The 16029-nt window shown below is 63.9% G+C and carries 7 protein-coding genes; 4 read left to right on the forward strand and 3 right to left on the reverse strand.

Going from position 1 to position 16029, the window contains the following annotated elements; translation table 11 throughout:
• Nucleotides 1-39 precede the first annotated feature (39 nt).
• Nucleotides 40-8772 carry an SDR family NAD(P)-dependent oxidoreductase gene (locus LZC95_22350; GenBank protein ID WXA99546.1) on the reverse strand — a complete coding sequence of 2911 codons (8733 nt, stop codon included), beginning with the start codon at nt 8770-8772 and terminating at the stop codon, nt 40-42.
• Nucleotides 8773-10432: 1660 nt separating this feature from the next.
• Between LZC95_22350 and LZC95_22355 the strand changes: the two genes are divergently transcribed.
• Both LZC95_22355 and LZC95_22360 read left to right on the forward strand, forming a co-directional pair.
• Nucleotides 10433-11689 (forward strand): hypothetical protein, encoded by a 1257-nt coding sequence (locus tag LZC95_22355; protein WXA99547.1) that lies wholly within the window; start codon nt 10433-10435, stop codon nt 11687-11689.
• 11 nt (nt 11690-11700) lie between these two features.
• On the forward strand, nt 11701-12423 hold the full coding sequence (locus tag LZC95_22360) for a hypothetical protein (GenBank protein WXA99548.1): 723 nt from the start codon (nt 11701-11703) through the stop codon (nt 12421-12423).
• A 5-nt stretch (nt 12424-12428) separates the two neighbouring features.
• Here LZC95_22360 and LZC95_22365 read toward each other — a convergent pair whose 3' ends face one another.
• Both LZC95_22365 and LZC95_22370 read right to left on the reverse strand, forming a co-directional pair.
• Nucleotides 12429-13238, reverse strand: coding sequence for an ABC transporter substrate-binding protein (locus LZC95_22365; GenBank protein ID WXA99549.1), 810 nt, complete (start codon nt 13236-13238; stop codon nt 12429-12431).
• Between the two features lie 233 nt (nt 13239-13471).
• Nucleotides 13472-14272: a PDZ domain-containing protein gene (locus LZC95_22370; GenBank protein ID WXA99550.1), complete on the reverse strand. Its 801-nt coding sequence runs from the start codon at nt 14270-14272 to the stop codon at nt 13472-13474.
• Between the two features lie 90 nt (nt 14273-14362).
• Here LZC95_22370 and tatA point away from each other — a divergent pair, with 90 nt between their 5' ends.
• Together tatA and LZC95_22380 are read left to right on the forward strand one after the other, a co-directional pair.
• Nucleotides 14363-14521: a twin-arginine translocase TatA/TatE family subunit gene (gene tatA, locus LZC95_22375; GenBank protein ID WXA99551.1), complete on the forward strand. Its 159-nt coding sequence runs from the start codon at nt 14363-14365 to the stop codon at nt 14519-14521.
• Nucleotides 14522-14680: 159 nt separating this feature from the next.
• Nucleotides 14681-16015, forward strand: coding sequence for an FAD-binding oxidoreductase (locus LZC95_22380; protein WXA99552.1), 1335 nt, complete (start codon nt 14681-14683; stop codon nt 16013-16015).
• Nucleotides 16016-16029 lie beyond the last annotated feature (14 nt).

A 16029-nucleotide genomic window follows, 5' to 3' on the forward strand; every position in this document is an offset into this window, starting at 1 on the left:
AAACGAGTCCGAGACGATGTGGGCGAGAGTCTCGATGCCTCAGGGCTCGAAACTGGGGACGGCAGCCCAATCCTGCAGGCTGGACGCGATGAGGGCGTGCGTCGCCTCGCGTTGCGATTCGCTGATGGATCGCGACGGCGGCGGCTGCACGGGCTGCACGGGAGCGAGCGCGGGGTCGGGAACGAAGGCGCGGTACGTCGTTCGTTCGAATGGGTAGCCGGGTATGGGCAAACGCCCGATTCCCGCGTGGAGTTGCTCGAAGTCGAGCGCGACGCCCTGCACGCAGAGCCGCGCGAGCGCCTCCAGCATGGCTGCGCGGTCGTTGCCCCCTTGAATCTGCAGCACGGCATCACGCTGGGCCGAAGTCACCGTCCGTTCGTCGACGGTGCCCGCGGGGGTGATGCCAGCCTCCTGGAGAAAGCGAACCCACGCCTCGACATCGCCCGGCGACGTGTTCTCGCCGGGCCAAATCCAAACTGGGGTGGAACGTCGCGGGTTGGAGCGACCGAGGTGCAAGCCCGGCGCACTCGTCCCCGCTTCGATGGCGAGCAAGAGCTGCTCGAGATGCCGTGCATCGCGCACGACGGCGGCCGCTTTCGCGGCACTGCTGCGTTGACCGCGGTTCATCGACGCGATCAACGCCGGAAGCGGCTGCTCGGGATGCCGGCTCCGATGGTCCAACAAGGTGCGCGCAACGCGGCGCAACGCCTCGGGCGTGCGCGCCGACAGATGAAGAAGATGCGGCCCTGCAGCATCCGCGCCGAGCTTTTGCGCGGGCGGTGCCTCCTCCAGCACGACATGGCAATTGGTTCCGCCGAAGCCAAATCCGTTCACGCCGGCGCGCCGAGGGCCGCTCGAATCCCAATTTCGCGCTCTCCCCTCCGCTACGTGGAATCGCGTTCCCGTGAGCGTGATGTGCGGATTGAGCTCACGGTAGCCGGCGCTGGGCGGAATGACGCGGTGCTGGAACGCGAGAACCGTTTTGATGATGCTGGGAATGCCGGAGGCCGCCAACAGATGGCCAATGGAGGCCTTGACCGATCCCACGGCACAATCGGGCGTACCGTCGGCCGGGGGTGGGAATGCGAGCGCCAGCCCTTGCACTTCGACGGGATCGCCGAGCGGCGTCCCCGTTCCATGGCACTCGATGTAGGAGACGGTGCTGGGATCGATGCGCGCATTGGCGTGCGCTCTCCGTATGGCCTCGGCCTGCCCGCTGGCCGTGGGAACGGTGATCCCTTGCGAATGACCGTCGTTGTTGATCGCCGAACCTTTGATGACCGCGTGAACGACATCGCCGTCGGCGAGAGCCTGCCGCAGCGGCTTGAGCACGAGCGCGCCCACACCCTCGCCGAGAACCATTCCATTCGCCCGCTTGTCGAAGGGCGAGCAGGTCCCATCGGGCGAGAGGGCTTTCAATTGGCTCAAAAATACGAGCGACGTCGTACCGATGTTGAGGTAAACCCCGCCCACGATGGCCATGCTCGTTTCGCCCGAGCGGAGGCTTTCACAAGCCCAATGCAGCGCCACGAGCGCGGACGAGCAGGCCGTGTTCACGACCATGGCCGGTCCCTTCAGATCCATGAAGTGACTGACACGCGCCGCGATGTGGTTCAGACCATTGCCCGGCACGGCGTCGGCCTCGATGTGGGCCGGCGCGAGGGCCTCCCGGAGCTTGCCCACGAGGTCCGCGCGATCGCTCTCCCCCATGGTGTTCCACCAGTCCGATTGTGCGAACTCGTTCTTGAGGAGCTCGAACCGCTGATGGTTCATGAAGTGCTCCGCGTAATAGTTCGTCTCGCAACCGACGAACACGCCGGTGTCCGCAGGCCGCTTCGAGCCATAACCTGCCTGCTGCATCGCCTGCCAGGCCACCTCCAGGAACACGCGCTGCTGGGGGTCCATCGAGGTCGCCTCACGGGGCGAAATACCGAAGAACATCGCGTCGAACGCATAAGGCTCGGAGATGAAGCCGCCCCACTTCGAATACGAAGTATGCGACGTGCCCTCGGCGGGCTCCGCCGCGTACGCGTCGGCCGAAAAACGGTCTCGCGGCGCTTCGCCGATGGCCGACCGGCCTTGGACGAGCATGTCCCAGAACGCATCGAGGTCGTCGGCTCCAGGGACCCGGCAGGCCATGCCGACGATGGCAATGTCGCGATCGCGGGGTGCGTCTTCCCGCTCGACGCGGCACGATGTGGGAGGCGGAGCACCATCGAGCCCCACCAGGTACGCCGTCAGATCTTCCGGCGTCTCGAACTCGAACATCAACGTGGGGTAAAGCGTCCGCCCGAGGCGCTGCGATAGGACGCTCAGCGCGGAGACCGCGCTCACGGAATCGAGCCCGAGCTCGCGAAACGGCCGCGAGGCGTCAATCGCTCCCGCGCTCGTCTGGAGATGCTCGGCAACGACCTCCAGAACGAGCTTTCGCACGTCGTCTGCGCTCAGCGAAATGGGCCGCTCGGTGTACGCCTTCGCCGAAGGAACGGCCAGCACCGGACGCGGTGCGACGGTCCGCGTCGAGGCGCGGTCGAGGACGTGCAGAACCGGCGTACGCTGGCCGAGTGCACCGAACAGCGCGCGCAGGGCGACCTCGGGGGCGAGTGGCAAAAGCCCACTTCGCCGCGTCATGGAATCGATGCCAGCAATCGTTCCCATCCCCCGCCCTTCCCAGAGCGACCAGTTGATGGCCATCGAATTTCCGCGCGCGCCGACGCTGTCGCGGTAAACGCAATACTGATCCAGAAAGGCGTTGGCCGCCGCATAATCGCCTAGCCCTCGCGACCAACGCGCAGAGGTCGCCGCGACGGAGGAGAACGTGACGAAGAACTTCAGCGGCTCTTCCCGCGTCGCAAGGTCGGTCACGATCACACCGAGCATCTTCGGCCGCAACACCGAGGCGATGCTCTCGTGCGTCTTGTCCGTGAGGCGGGCCGCCGTTTTATCGACGATACCCGCGCAGTAGATCACGCCTCGGAATGCACCAAACTGCTCTCTTGCCGCGCCGACGGCCCGCGCCATCGCGTCGGGTTCGCAGGCATCGGCTTCGAGGTAGAGCGCGCGGGCCCCAAGTTCTTCGAGAGCTCGGACGAGGGCAAGCCGGCTCGGATCGGTGCTCGGGGTGCGGCCCGTGATGACGAGATTGACCTTGGCCCGACGTGCGAGCTCCAAGGCAACCTCCGCCCCGATGCCCGTCGCACCGCCCACGAGGAGGTACGTGTCGTTCGGCTCGATCAGCGACGTTGCGTCGGACTCGGTGCGATGGTGCACGAGCTCGCGCGTGAGGCGCTTGCCCGCACGCCAGACGGCGAGCCGTTCGTCGTTCGCGGGCAGCCCGAGCTCGGCGGTGACGACGTCGCGAAGGCGCTCCGCCGTGGCGGCATCGATGTCGATGGCCCGGCAGTCGAGGCCCGACTCCTCGAGGCCAATGGTCTGCGCCATCGCAACCACCGCGGCCGCCATCGGGCGCGGCGACGAGGACTCCACCGGGCAGGCTCCCGCCGTCACGACCAGGAGCGGCGGAGACGATGCCCGCTGCGTCACGAGCGCCTTGGCCAGCGACACCAACCCCACCAGCGCGCGGTCGCTCTCGAGACAAGGCGCGGTATCCGCGCGATCCGCGTCGGCCAAGGCCAGGAGATGAACGATGGCCCCAGGCGCCGTCCCGCGGCCCGCGAGGGTCGAGAGCACGCGCGCCCAGTCCTCCTGCGATCGTGGATCGACGGTAAACACGCCATCGGACGACTCGGAGAACGCGGAGCCCGCAACGACGAGAACGGCGCCGTGCATGTCACGGTGTGCACCGGCATCCCCGAACACCAGAACGGGCCCGGACAGCGATGGTTGCTTGGGCACCTCCTTCGAGGGCACCCAGTTCCAGACGTGCAGCCAGCGCTGCCAACGTGCGTCCTCGCCGCCGGCCCCACCATGGTGGGACGCATCGCCCATCGGGTGAAGCCGCTCGCGAATCAAGGGATAGGCGGGAAGAGAAACCCTTCGACGCGCGGAGGCGGCCTCGAATGCATCGAAATCGAGTTCGCACCCGCGTTCGAACAGCGACGCGAGCGTCCCCAGCAGGCTCTCCAGATTGCCCACTTTCGATTGCAACGTTGGCAGCGCCATGGCCTCGGGTCCCAAGATCGCGCGGGAAAGCGCGGTGAGGGTGCGATCGGGGCCAGCCTCCACGAACACATTGCAATCGGCGGCCACCGCGGCACGAATGCTCGGTTCGAATCGGACCGGCGACATGGCATGCTCGATCCAATATTCGGCATTGGGCGCGGCGTCGCGGATCCATTGCGCCGTGACGTTCGAAAGAATGGGAATCGCCGGGCGCTGAAAGGCAATCGGGGCAAGGACGCGCCGAAATTCGGCCAGCATGGGCTCGAGAAGCGGCGTATGGAACGCCTGCGAGGTCTTCAGGCGCTGTCCCCTCGCACCGTGCCGGTGGACGTCGGCTAGAAACGATACGATGTCGGCCTCGTGCCCGGAGACGACTTGGTGTGATCCATTGAGCGCCGCGATCCAGAGCTTGCCGGTATATGGCTCGAGCCACTGCGACACCCGGTCGGGCGATGCGAAAATGGCGGCCATGGCGCCCGACGTTTCCAGCTGCCCCATCAGACGGCCCCGCTCGAGAACGATGCGCGCCGCATCCGGCAATGCAATGACGCCACCGAGGCAAGCGGCGACGTACTCACCGACGCTGTGCCCGAGCATGCCCACCGGTTCGAGCCCCCAATGCAGAAGCAGACGTCCGACGGCGTAATCGATCGCGAACGTCGCAGGCTGCGTGAGCGCCGTCTGGGCGAGGCGCGCGGGGTCGGCTTCTTTGCCGAATACGAGCTCCTGCAGGGGTGCACCCAGCGCGTCGCCGAAGTGTCCCGCCACCTCGTCGAAGAAGCGCCGGAACGCCGGCTGCTTCTCGTAAAGCGTTTTCCCCATTCCCGGATATTGCGATCCTTGTCCGGTAAACATCAGGACCACGCGCGGAGGGCGGCTCGCCTCCCGGCGGCCCGCGCCTGCGGCGACGCCTCGCAGCTTCTCGATGAAGTCGGCGCGCGACGAGGCCACGAGGCCTGCTCGAACGCCGAGCTGCGCGCTTCGTGTATTGACCGTGAAGCAAACGTCGGACACATCGGCGTCCGCGCGCTGTTCGAGATCGTCGGCAAGCTGCGTCGCCCGCAGACGCAGCGCCTCCTCGGAGTGCGCGGAGAAGCACGCCAGGCTCGGAGACGCGGTGACCTTCGCCGGGGAAACCTCGGGGGCCGGTGGCGCCTCCTCCACGACGAGATGGCAATTCGTTCCACCGAACCCGAACGAATTGATGGCCGCACAACGAGGAGCCCCCGCACGCCGCTCCCAGTCCTTCGCCGCCGCCGCGACGAAAAATGGCGTCTCTGGAAACCGAATGCGCGGATTCGGCGTGTCCACGTTGAGGGTGGGCGGAATCTTCCGCGCCCGCAGGGCGAGAACGACCTTGATCAACCCGGCGATGCCGGCCGCGGTCAGAAGGTGTCCGATGTTGCTCTTCACCGAGCCGATCGCGCAGTAACCGGCTTCCGCCGTATGCTGCGAAAAGACCTGGGCCAGGGCGCGAACCTCGATGGGGTCTCCGATGGCCGTCCCCGTGCCGTGGGCCTCCAGGTATTGCACATCGCGAGGGTTCAGCCCGAATCGCTCGTAGACGGAACCGATGACGTCCCTTTGGCCATCGGGGTTCGGGGTCATGACCCCGAGCGAGGCGCCGTCGTTGTTGATGGCCGATCCCTTGATGACGGCCATGATCTCGTCGCCGTCTTCGAGCGCGCGCGCGAGCGGCTTGAGAAGCACGGCCCCCGCCCCTTCACCGGGCACGAGTCCATCGGCCGATGCGTCGAAAACGCGGCACACGCCCGAAGGCGACAGAGCCCCGGCCGCGCCGAGCAAGAGAACCGACGTGGGCGTCAATAGAAGATTGACCCCGCCGGCCAGCGCCATTTCGCACTCGCCCCGGCGCAGGCTCTCGCAAGCGAGGTGGACCGAAACGAGCGACGCGGAGCATGCGGTATCGACGGTCAAACTCGGTCCGCGCAGATTGAAAACATGCGACGTGCGCGAGGCGATCATATTGAGGATGTTGCTCGCGCAGCTTTCCGGGCGAATGTTCATGTCGCCATAGCGACGGATCCATTCGTCATCCAGCGCAGCCCGCTCGGATGGCGCGAGGCGCTGCACGCTGTCGAAGGTCGACAGCTCCTGCCGCCGGAGCGTCTGCAGGAAATATTCGAGGTAATTGTTGTAGCTCGCGCCGACGAACACGCCCACACGCCGCCCCTGCACACGCCGTCCGAGGTACCCGCCGCGCTCCAGCGTCTCCCATGCCACCTCGAGGAACAGACGCTGCTGGGGGTCCATCCCCAGGGCTTCTTCGCGCGAAATCCCGAATAGCGCGTAATCGAATACATAGGGATCGGTCAAAAAGCCGCCGCGCTGGGGAGCACCTGCCCTGTCGGCATGGCTCACGGAGTCCCAGCGCGAAGGCGGCACGTCGGTGACCGCGCTCTCGCCGGCCAGAACATGCGACCAAAATTCGTCGATGGTGGCGCTGCCGGGGAAACGACCTCCGAGGGCGATGATGGCGATGTCCCCCTCGCCGCCCGAAGGCGCTGCCTCCGGCGCGCTCGTTTCCTCGCTCGCGACCTGTGCCGCCTCGGCGGCTGCCCGCGCGGCTTCGCGGCCGATGAAGTCTGCGACCGCTGCGATGTTTCGGCACTCGAACAGGACGCGCTGTGGAAGCTCCAGCCGGAACGTCTCTTCGAGCTTGCTCAAAAAATCCACCGCTTTGAGCGACGTGCCACCAAGCGACCGAAATCCGGATTCGGGCAGAACGCGGTCGATGGGGCAACGCAAAATCTCGGCCGCCACACGGCGCACTGTGAGGAGCAGGGCCTCCGGCTCCAAGACCGGCTCGTTCGGCGTCGCGGCAGGAGGAGGCGCCATCAGGGCATCGGTTCCCACGATGGCGTCCGCATATTTCCCGTCGAGCAAATCCTGCAGCATGCGATAGCGCTGCACTTTGCCGCTCGTGGTTTTCGGCAATTGCTTGAGCGGTACGACGTAATCGACCAGGATGCCCATCACGTCGAGCACGCGTTCCACCACCGCGCGGTAGACGGATTCGCGAGGTGTCCCACCGCCGGCGGTCCCCACGAAGAGGGCCACGCGTTCGCATCCGGCTTTGTCGTCGTGCCAGCCGACGGCCACCACCTTGCCCTCGGCGACACCGGGCACGGCCGCAGCGCACTCTTCGACGTCGAACGCGAAGAAATTCTGTCCATTGACGAAAATGATGTCTTTGGCGCGTCCGGTGACACTGAGGCGCCCATGGCGCATGAACCCGATATCGCCCGTTCGCAGCCAGGTCCCCTCCGCAAAGAGCGCCGCATTGGCCTCGGGATTCTCGAAATATCCGCGCGTGACGTTTTCACCGTGGATCTGAATGTGGCCCACACGTCCTTGGGGAAGAACGCGGTCGTGCTCGTCGACGATGCGCACCCCGACCCCGCCCACGGGTACACCTTCGTCGGGTATCTGAATGCATGCGTCTCCGTCTCCATCGATGTCGACGACGGCTCCGTGTCGGGCAAGCTGTTTGCGGTCGAGCGAATGACGCAGGTGGTGGCTACCAATCGGCGAAAAGGTGACCGCCAGGCATGCCTCGGCCATCCCATAGACGGGTTGCACGGCATTTTCGTGAAGCCCGCAGCACGCGAGGCGCTCCTGGAACTCCTTCATGACGCGCCACGAGATGGGCTCGGCACCATTGACGATGGCGCGAACGCAGGAAAGATCGAGCCCCTGCAAATCCGCAGGCGAAACCCGATCGAGCACGCGCTGATAACCGAAGTTGGGCGAACCAGAGATTGTCGCCCGGTGCTGGTGCATCTTCTCCAGCCACTTCAATGGGTACTTCACGAATCTCAGGGGCGAGAGATTCACTTGTTTGATGCACATCGCCAGCGGGGTGAAATGAAACCCGATCAGCCCCATGTCGTGAAAGTAGGGCATCCAGCCGAGAAAGACGTCGGCCTCGGTCAGCTCGAGGGCGTCCACGATCCCTTCGAGGTTCGTGAGCAGGTTTCGATGCGTGAGCATCACCCCCTTTGGCCGGCCCGTGCTTCCCGAGCTGTATTGGATGAACGCGACCCGGTCCAGATCGCGCAATGGCCGAATCTCGCCCGGCCGGGCTGCGTCTTCCAATTCTTCGAGGGCCAGGATGCGGCAATCCGGCGCGCCAACGAGCTCCTGCAGCTTCGATTCCTGGGCCGCCGCGGCACTGTCGCCGATGATGGTCGGACGACCGAGTTGATCCCAGACGGCTGCCATTTTGCGAAGCGGCTCGCTCATGACCACGAGGGAGCTCGGGTAAATCAGGGGAGCCGGTACGATGCCGCCGTAGACGCAAGCCCAAAAGTCGACGATGAATTGCGCGCTGTCCCCGGTCAGTAGGAGCGCCCGGTCTCCCTCCTTCAGGCCCGCGCGTTGAAGGGCTCCAAGGCGCACGATGGCGCGCGCGCGGACTTCCTCGTACGAGAGAACATTCTCCGAATCGTCCGGCTGCACGAAGACGATGCCCGGTTTCGACGTGTGCTTCGCAGCCGTATCCATGAGTCCTTGCAGCCCGCCGTCGTAAAGCAGACGCCCCGGAACAGGGACCGGCATTTGGACTGACGGAGACTCCTCCACGATAGATTCACCCGGCACCTGACCGCCCTGCACGTCATTCGACATGGACCGCTCCCATCATTGGGTTGGGACGAGAGAAGAGGAGAACGATCGCGTGTCGTGCGAACCGGCCTCCACCGCGTTTATGGGTTATCGTCGGAACGTCGGCAATGGCCGCGACACTAGCTTAAAATGCCGACAGCCAAAATTAAGTCAATACGAGATTTATCGATTACCGCATCGTCGATTTGCTATTAACATTTTGACAATAGCCGATTTGAAATCAGACGATGCTCATTTCACATCCCAGAACACAGGGCGCTCGAAACCCAAATACGAAGTCGACTCCCGGATGTTTCGATAGCGCCATCTCTATGTGGGACAATGCACGCAAACCACGTTCATCGCGTCGCGACAAGTCATCCAAATAGCGGACAAGCGTGCCAAGAAACCGATTTTCGCGCCGCTATGTTGGATTTCGCCGAACGCGACGCGGTTACCCGCGAATCTCGACAATGGTCGTCGCCGCGCAGTTCGAAATCTGTCGCGACACAACAAATCACGTTTAATTGATTAAAATAAACGTCACCAATGTCATCGATGATTTGCATCACCGTCTCTGGTCTAGGGGAGCAGTGGACGCCGCGTGGTGCAGTGGGGGGAACTTCGTCCACTCATCGTGTCGATATCGCCGAGGCGCGATATGCTTGTATGCGCTCGAATCGAGCCTGTCGCGGATGCTTCTCGTTCCCTCCGAGGGTGCATCCCTGGCCTATCCAAGTTCGGTGCCAGTTTTGACGCTATGCGCGTGTCGAGCTATCACCGGACCGGGATGCCGCTCGATGCGATGTTTTTTCGTTTCATCGTCACACGCGATGCTCGCGTAACGATCACGCCATCTCGCAACGCGACTCGTACGAAGATGGTGGACGGACGATACCGACCGCGCACGGGGACGATCTCGTCCGGATCGGCGGTTGTGCATTTATCGCGACCGAGCGCCCGCCCGGCCCTCGCGCCACTCGCGCGAATCCCATTTAGGCGGCTAGCCGTGTGACGTCCAAATGCGTGCGTCCATCCCATCGGAGGACACGGCCCGCAATTCTGGCGTTGTATCGCGCGTAGCGCTCATGGCGATGCATCGACGATGCAGGTCGCACGCCACGGCGACTCGAAACACCCGATGACCTGCGGTCGTGATGCCGTTGTGGCATCGCGCGCCACGGCGTCGACGGCGCGGCTGGATGTGCTCGCAACGGGAGGAGTTCGCGGTACTCCTCTCCAGATTGCCCTGAGCGAACCCATAGGGCCGTCCCAAGCGCCGCCTGGGGCTAAGCCGGGCGGCGAGGTACCGGAAGGTCGATACGGACGCAGCGCGCCCATGGGCATCGATATCGATGCACACTCGCATACTTCGAAATCGAAGCAGAATGCGGATACGGATATCCGATTGTGCATGACTTCGGCATCGTGCACTCGTGAGAAAATTCATTCGTAAGCACGCACTTACCATATTGACCATCAGCGTTACGAAGGCCTGATTTCCAGGCATTGCGCGTGCGCTGATGCCCCGCCGTAGCACTCTCGCAGGAGCGCCCTAATGCGATAAAGCACCCACTGCCTGCATATTTTGCGTGGTGGCATGTCCTATGCGACTTCGGCGGGAGCAACAGATTCGACCCGCTTGCGGTCGGCTCCGTTCGATTCCTTACCGAGGAGGACGAATATGAATCTTGTGCAAACGAGGCTCGGCCTGCGGCCGTTCGCGGTCTCGACCGCGTTCCTGGCCGGAGGGCTCGCGCTCACCAGCTGTATGACGACCACGTCGGACACCGATTCCGTCGGCGACCCTCAGGGATGCCCCGAATTTCAAACGAGCGGCGCGACCGTCGACGCGAACATCAAAGTCGATGCGAAAGTGCAAGCGTTCATGCAGGCGTCGGCGAACCTGCGCAGCATGACCGAGAAAGTGAAGGTCGACGTCAAGAATGCGTGCGTCAAGATCGCGACGGAACTCGGCGCCGAGGATACCTGGTCGGCCATCGGTGACAAAGACGACGGCATTGCGAATACGAATCGGACGGGAGCCTGCGACGCCGCACGTGCGCGGATCGTCGCAATCATGGAGAGTGACGCCGGAAAGCGCGCGAACTTCGCCCTGGTGGTCTCACGCGGCAAATGCCAAGCGGATTTTCAGGCGCAAGTCGATTGCGAGGCCAAGTGCAGTGCGCAAACGAAATGCGATTCGGGGAAGATCGAGGAGCGCTGTCAACCCGGACAGCTGAGCGTGCAGTGCCAAGACAAGTGCACCGCGCAATCGTATTGCGAAGGCCGCGTCGACGTCGAGGCCAATTGCGAGGGCAAATGCGAAGCCGAGTGCCGCGGCAGCTGCCAGGGGACATGCATCGACGCGAATGGCAAAATCAGCGAAAACGACGCCAATTGCAATGGCAAGTGCAGCGGAAGGTGTACGGGCAAATGCACCGGGCGCTGTCAGGTGGAGGCCTCCGCAGGCATCGCCTGTGGCGCAAGCGTCAAGTGCAAAGGCTCGTGCACGTCCACGTTCACGGAGCCGGTCTGTGAGACGACGTTCACTCCACCCAAGTGCGAGATCGACCAGGCCTGCTTCGCGAGCTGTCGAACGAGCACGGCGGCCAAGGCCAAGTGCGATCCGCCGCAGGTCAAGCTCGCGTGCGACACGCAAACGTCGTCCGACGTGCAAAAGCTCGTCGCGACGATCAATGCGAACTTGCCTCCCCTCTTCGCGACGGCCGAAGAGCACGGGGAAAGCGTCGTCCAAATTGGTAAGGATCTGGTCGCGAGCGGCTCTGCGGTGCTGCGTGCATCGGGCGACCTCGACGTGAAATCGCTTGCATGCGCGACGGCTGCGGCCCAAGCGGCAGAGCACTCCGCAGGGACGCTGCAAGTGGCCGCCAATGCCGGCGCGGAGGTGACGGAGTCGTGCAGCACGCACGCGAAATAAGGGCGAACGCGATGCTCAGGGCGTGCGCGGTGACCGTTGCGATGGTCACCGCGCATCTCCTACCGACGAGCGTTCACGCGAGCGAGCCACCCGGTGATCGGACCGAACCAGACGAACCGCAGCCGAAACGCGAGGTCGTGTGGGCCAACACGGACGTGGGAGTCCAGAGCCTCCACCTGCGGACCTTCGAGGCAAACCCCGACACGGTCACCTGGGGCGTCCTTCCCGGCTCCGCGGCGGGACCGACCATCGGGCTCGGCGCCGGCGTGCGCATCGTTTTCGCGACGCTCGGGGTGCGCGGCCGGTTCAGTAACTTCTACGCCGATGCGCCGGACCGCAGCGGTGGCTTCCAACTCTGGACGCTCGATGCGGAGTTGGGATTCCGCGCACCGCTGGGGCGATTCGAGCCCTACGTCACCATGGCCGGCGGATATGCCACGTTCGGCGGGCTGTCGACGGCCGTTTCGGGCCTCGAGCGAGGGCTCGACGTCAACGGCATCAATACACGCCTGGCGTTTGGCCTGGATTATTATGCGACCAAGAACGTGTCGCTCGGTGCAACGCTGGGAGGCGACCTATTGTTCATCACGCGACACGGCGTCTCCGCGCGCGATTTGGCGACCCCCAAGGACGTCAATACGTTGAACCAAGCGAAGGCCCGCGTGCTCGAGGCCAGCGGGTCGAGCGTGGGCGCGGCCTGGTCGGCCACCGCCGGAGTGGGCATTCACTTTTGAGCCAGCTACTGCGGATTGGCCGGCGCAGGCACGGCGCCCAGCGACTGGCCAAACCATTTCCCGCGCAGTTGCTCGTACGTGCCGTCGGCGCGAGCCTGCGCGACGACGTCGTTGATCACGGCCAGCAGCTTGCCGTTCCCTTTCTTGACGGCGAATCCAATTTTCTCACCGGATTCCAATTGCGCCGCAATTTGAAAATTCGAGTGTGCCGATTCCTTCATCCAATTCTGGATCGCCGGCTGGTCTTCGATGATGGCATCCACCCGGCCGCTACGAAGCGCGAGGAGCACCGCCTCCGTACTCTCGAACGAGATGGGCTGAAACCCTTTGCCCTTGATGAAGTCCTCGCCAATCGTGTTTGCTTGTGCCCCTATCGGTTTGCCCGATGCTTTGAGGCTCGCGAGATCCGTAATGCCGGAGCCGCGTTTGACGACGAGCACCTGGTGAGCCTCGAAGTAGGGCTCGGAAAAGTCCACGTTCTTGCGGCGCTCCTCGGTGATGGTCAGACTGCCCGCCACCAGATCGCACTGCCCGGATTCGAGGAGCGCGCCCGTCTTCAGGTTCTCGAACGAGGTGTCGACGAACGTCCTTTTGACGCCGAGCTTCTTTGCCATCAAGTCGACCAGGTCGACATCGAACCCCACGATCGTCCGATCGCGTTCGAACTCGAACGGCGCGTGGGGAAGGTTCGTGCACGTCGTGAGCGTGCCCGCCTTCACCAACTTGACGTCGGATCCATGCTTGCTGCAGCCCACGGCCCATGCCGATAAGAGCCCGGCAAGGCCGAGCGTGAAACACTTCTTGAGGGTCGACAAGAGACGCACTCCTTGGAGTTGGAACGATCGCGAGCGTTTAGCGCATGTTTCGCAAGCGTCAATCTGGGATATGGCTTCAGAGACACAGAATATTGGACTGTGAATCTGCAGTTCTCTGGGAATTCCGCGAGCTGCGCCTCTCGATGCAACGGTGCGTGGCGCGATGGTCTTCGCCTCGCGTGCAACTTGAAATTTCTATATCGAGTGGCGCAAGGCCATCCGCGCGGTCGACATCAAGGCGCGGGCCGCGTGCGTCGGACGCCGATGCCGGGGAATAGGACGAGCGCCACCAGGATTGGAATCCACAAATAGTAGACATTGAGCGCGCCGATGAACCTGAGCGTGTTGCCGGCGAGGGTCGCACGCCCCGCCGCCTGCGCGATGGCGATGGGACCCGAGACGGCGGAGGGTGCCGAGCCGACGAGGATTCGCACCATGCCACGCAGAGTATTCGCCCAGATCGCCGGCGGCTCGGCGATGGCTGCACCGATGGCCTCACCGAGCCCCATGCTCCGATGTTCAACCGGTGTGCCGACGCTGATCTTGCCATTGGCGTCCGGCGTCGGCGACAGCACGAGCCGCTGGCCCTGGCGTTCGACCTCGAGGCGAACGGCTACCCCTGCATGCCGTGCCACCTTCGCGCGCAGAGCGTCCCAATCGGCGACCGGCTCGCCCGCTACCGTGATGATTCGGTCGCCATCGCGAAGCCCAGCGTCCGATGCCGGACCGCCGGGCACGACGACGACGCGCATGCTCGTGTCGTCGATGGTCTCTTTGCCGCCGAGAAGGGATCCGGCGATCAGCAGAATCGTAGCGCAGAGGTAACAGCCAAGCGGCCCCGCCAGCACGAAGAGGAGCTTTCGCCCGAGTCCCACGCCGGCCCAGGGCCGTTGCTCCACGCCGCACGCCACCTGCAGCCCTTTCACCCCTACGGCAAGGCCCATGGCATAGCGGAGCACCACGAACGCCACTGTGTTGAACAACACGCACGACACGAGAACGAACAGCCCGATCCCGACGGAGGCTCCCTGCATGGGAACGTTCTACGTGCGCGACTCAGGTTAACTCCCTGTCATTTCTCGCCTTCGCGGAAGAATGTGGCCCGACGAAATGTCTCGAGCGGCATGGGCGAATTCCAACCGACGCATCTTCTTTTGGTCCTGTTCGTCGCGCTCCTGCTTTTCGGCGGCTCGCGGGTCTCGGCGCTCGGCAAGGGCCTCGGGGAGGGCATTCGAAATTTCAAGAAAGGCCTGCAGGACGACGAGAAACAAGCACGCGAATAGTCGATTATCGCCCATTCGCGAGCACACCCATTCAATGGCTGAGTCCCCTCCAAGACCCCCGCTCGCTGTCGGAGGTGCCGGCTGCTAGGCTGCGGACTCGGGATGGATAGGAACGTAAGCCTTGTAGCGCAGGAAAAATCGACTCCGGCGAAGCCATGGATGACCCGCTTGTCCGGGTGGGGCGCGAATGTCCGCGTGGATTGCGTGGTCCGCGAGCCCGAAACCGAAGCGCAGGTCGCGGCGTGGCTCGACCCCGCGGGGACGATCGCGCGCGGCCTCGGCCGCAGCTATGGCGATGCCGCCCTGAACGATGGCAAGCACGTCATCGGAATGACCAGGTTCAATCGCTACATCGCATTCGACGAGGCCACGGGCACGTTGGTCTGCGAGGCCGGCGTGAGCTTGGAGGACATCCTACGGCACTTCGCCCCGCGGGGCTGGTTTCCCATGATCACCCCCGGGACCAAGTTCGTCACGGTGGGCGGCTGCATTGCGAACGACGTGCACGGGAAAGCCCACCACGCGCAAGGCTGCTTCAGCAGCTGCGTCGACCGGCTCACGATTTTGCTCGCAAGCGGCGAAATCGTCGCAGCCAGCCGCACCGAGAATCCGGATCTCTTCTGGGCCACCTTCGGCGGCATGGGCTTGCTCGGCATCATTCTTACCGTGAGCCTTCGCCTGAGGAAGGTCGAAACGACGTACTTCCGCCAGAAGGCCATTCGCGTCAACGACCTCGAGGCCATGTTGGCCGCGCTCGATGAATACGATCACGTCTTTCCATATTCCGTCGCGACGCTCGACGTCTTTGCCACGGGTGCCCGACTGGGCCGCGGAGTCCTCGTCGTCGGAGACCACGCGAGCCGAGACGATCTGCCAGCGCGCCTCGCCTCGGATCCACTTCGCGTGTCAGGCCCGCCGAAGCTGACCGTCCCCTTCGAATTGCCGGCGTTCACGCTCAATCGCGTCAGCATTCGATTCGTCAATGCGGTGGTACAGCAAATTCAAGCGCACGCCTCGTCGATTTCCCACTACGAGGCATTCGTCTATCCGCTCGACAAGTTGGCCCATTGGAACCGCGGGTATGGGCCCAATGGTTTTGCGCAGTACCAATTCGTCATCCCATTCGCCAATGGCCTGCAGCGTATGCGGGATATTCTGACGACCATTCTCTCCTCGGGCGAGCTACCTTTTCTCAACGTTCTCAAGCGCCTCGGAAAAGAGAGCGGTGGCCTGCTCTCGTTTCCGCAAGAAGGCTATACCTTCGCCATCGATTTTCCGATTCGGAGAAACACCGCGGCCTTATTGAAGCGACTCGATGCCATGGTGCTCGATGCCGGAGGCCGCGTGTACCTCGGCAAGGACTCGTTCCTCGATGCCCCCACGTTCCGCGCCATGTATCCAAACTTGGATCGCTGGCTCGAGCTGAAAGCCAAATACGATCCGAACGGCGTATTCACGTCGGATCTCGGGCGCCGCGTCGGGCTGACCGAGTAGACCCGCGCGGCGAG

It is taken from the genome of Sorangiineae bacterium MSr12523 (assembly GCA_037157775.1).
Taxonomy (GTDB): Bacteria; Myxococcota_A; Polyangia; order Polyangiales; family Polyangiaceae; genus Pendulispora; species Pendulispora brunnea.

What these genes read in the sequence shown, in the direction of transcription:
- LZC95_22370 (WXA99550.1), bottom strand. Translation starts at nt 14,272, where the DNA reads ATGCAGGGAGCCTCCGTCGGGATCGGGCTGTTCGTTCTCGTGTCGTGC.
- LZC95_22360 (WXA99548.1), top strand. Translation starts at nt 11,701, where the DNA reads ATGCTCAGGGCGTGCGCGGTGACCGTTGCGATGGTCACCGCGCATCTC.
- LZC95_22350 (WXA99546.1), bottom strand. Translation starts at nt 8,772, where the DNA reads ATGTCGAATGACGTGCAGGGCGGTCAGGTGCCGGGTGAATCTATCGTG.
- tatA (WXA99551.1), top strand. Translation starts at nt 14,363, where the DNA reads ATGGGCGAATTCCAACCGACGCATCTTCTTTTGGTCCTGTTCGTCGCG.
- LZC95_22380 (WXA99552.1), top strand. Translation starts at nt 14,681, where the DNA reads ATGACCCGCTTGTCCGGGTGGGGCGCGAATGTCCGCGTGGATTGCGTG.
- LZC95_22355 (WXA99547.1), top strand. Translation starts at nt 10,433, where the DNA reads ATGAATCTTGTGCAAACGAGGCTCGGCCTGCGGCCGTTCGCGGTCTCG.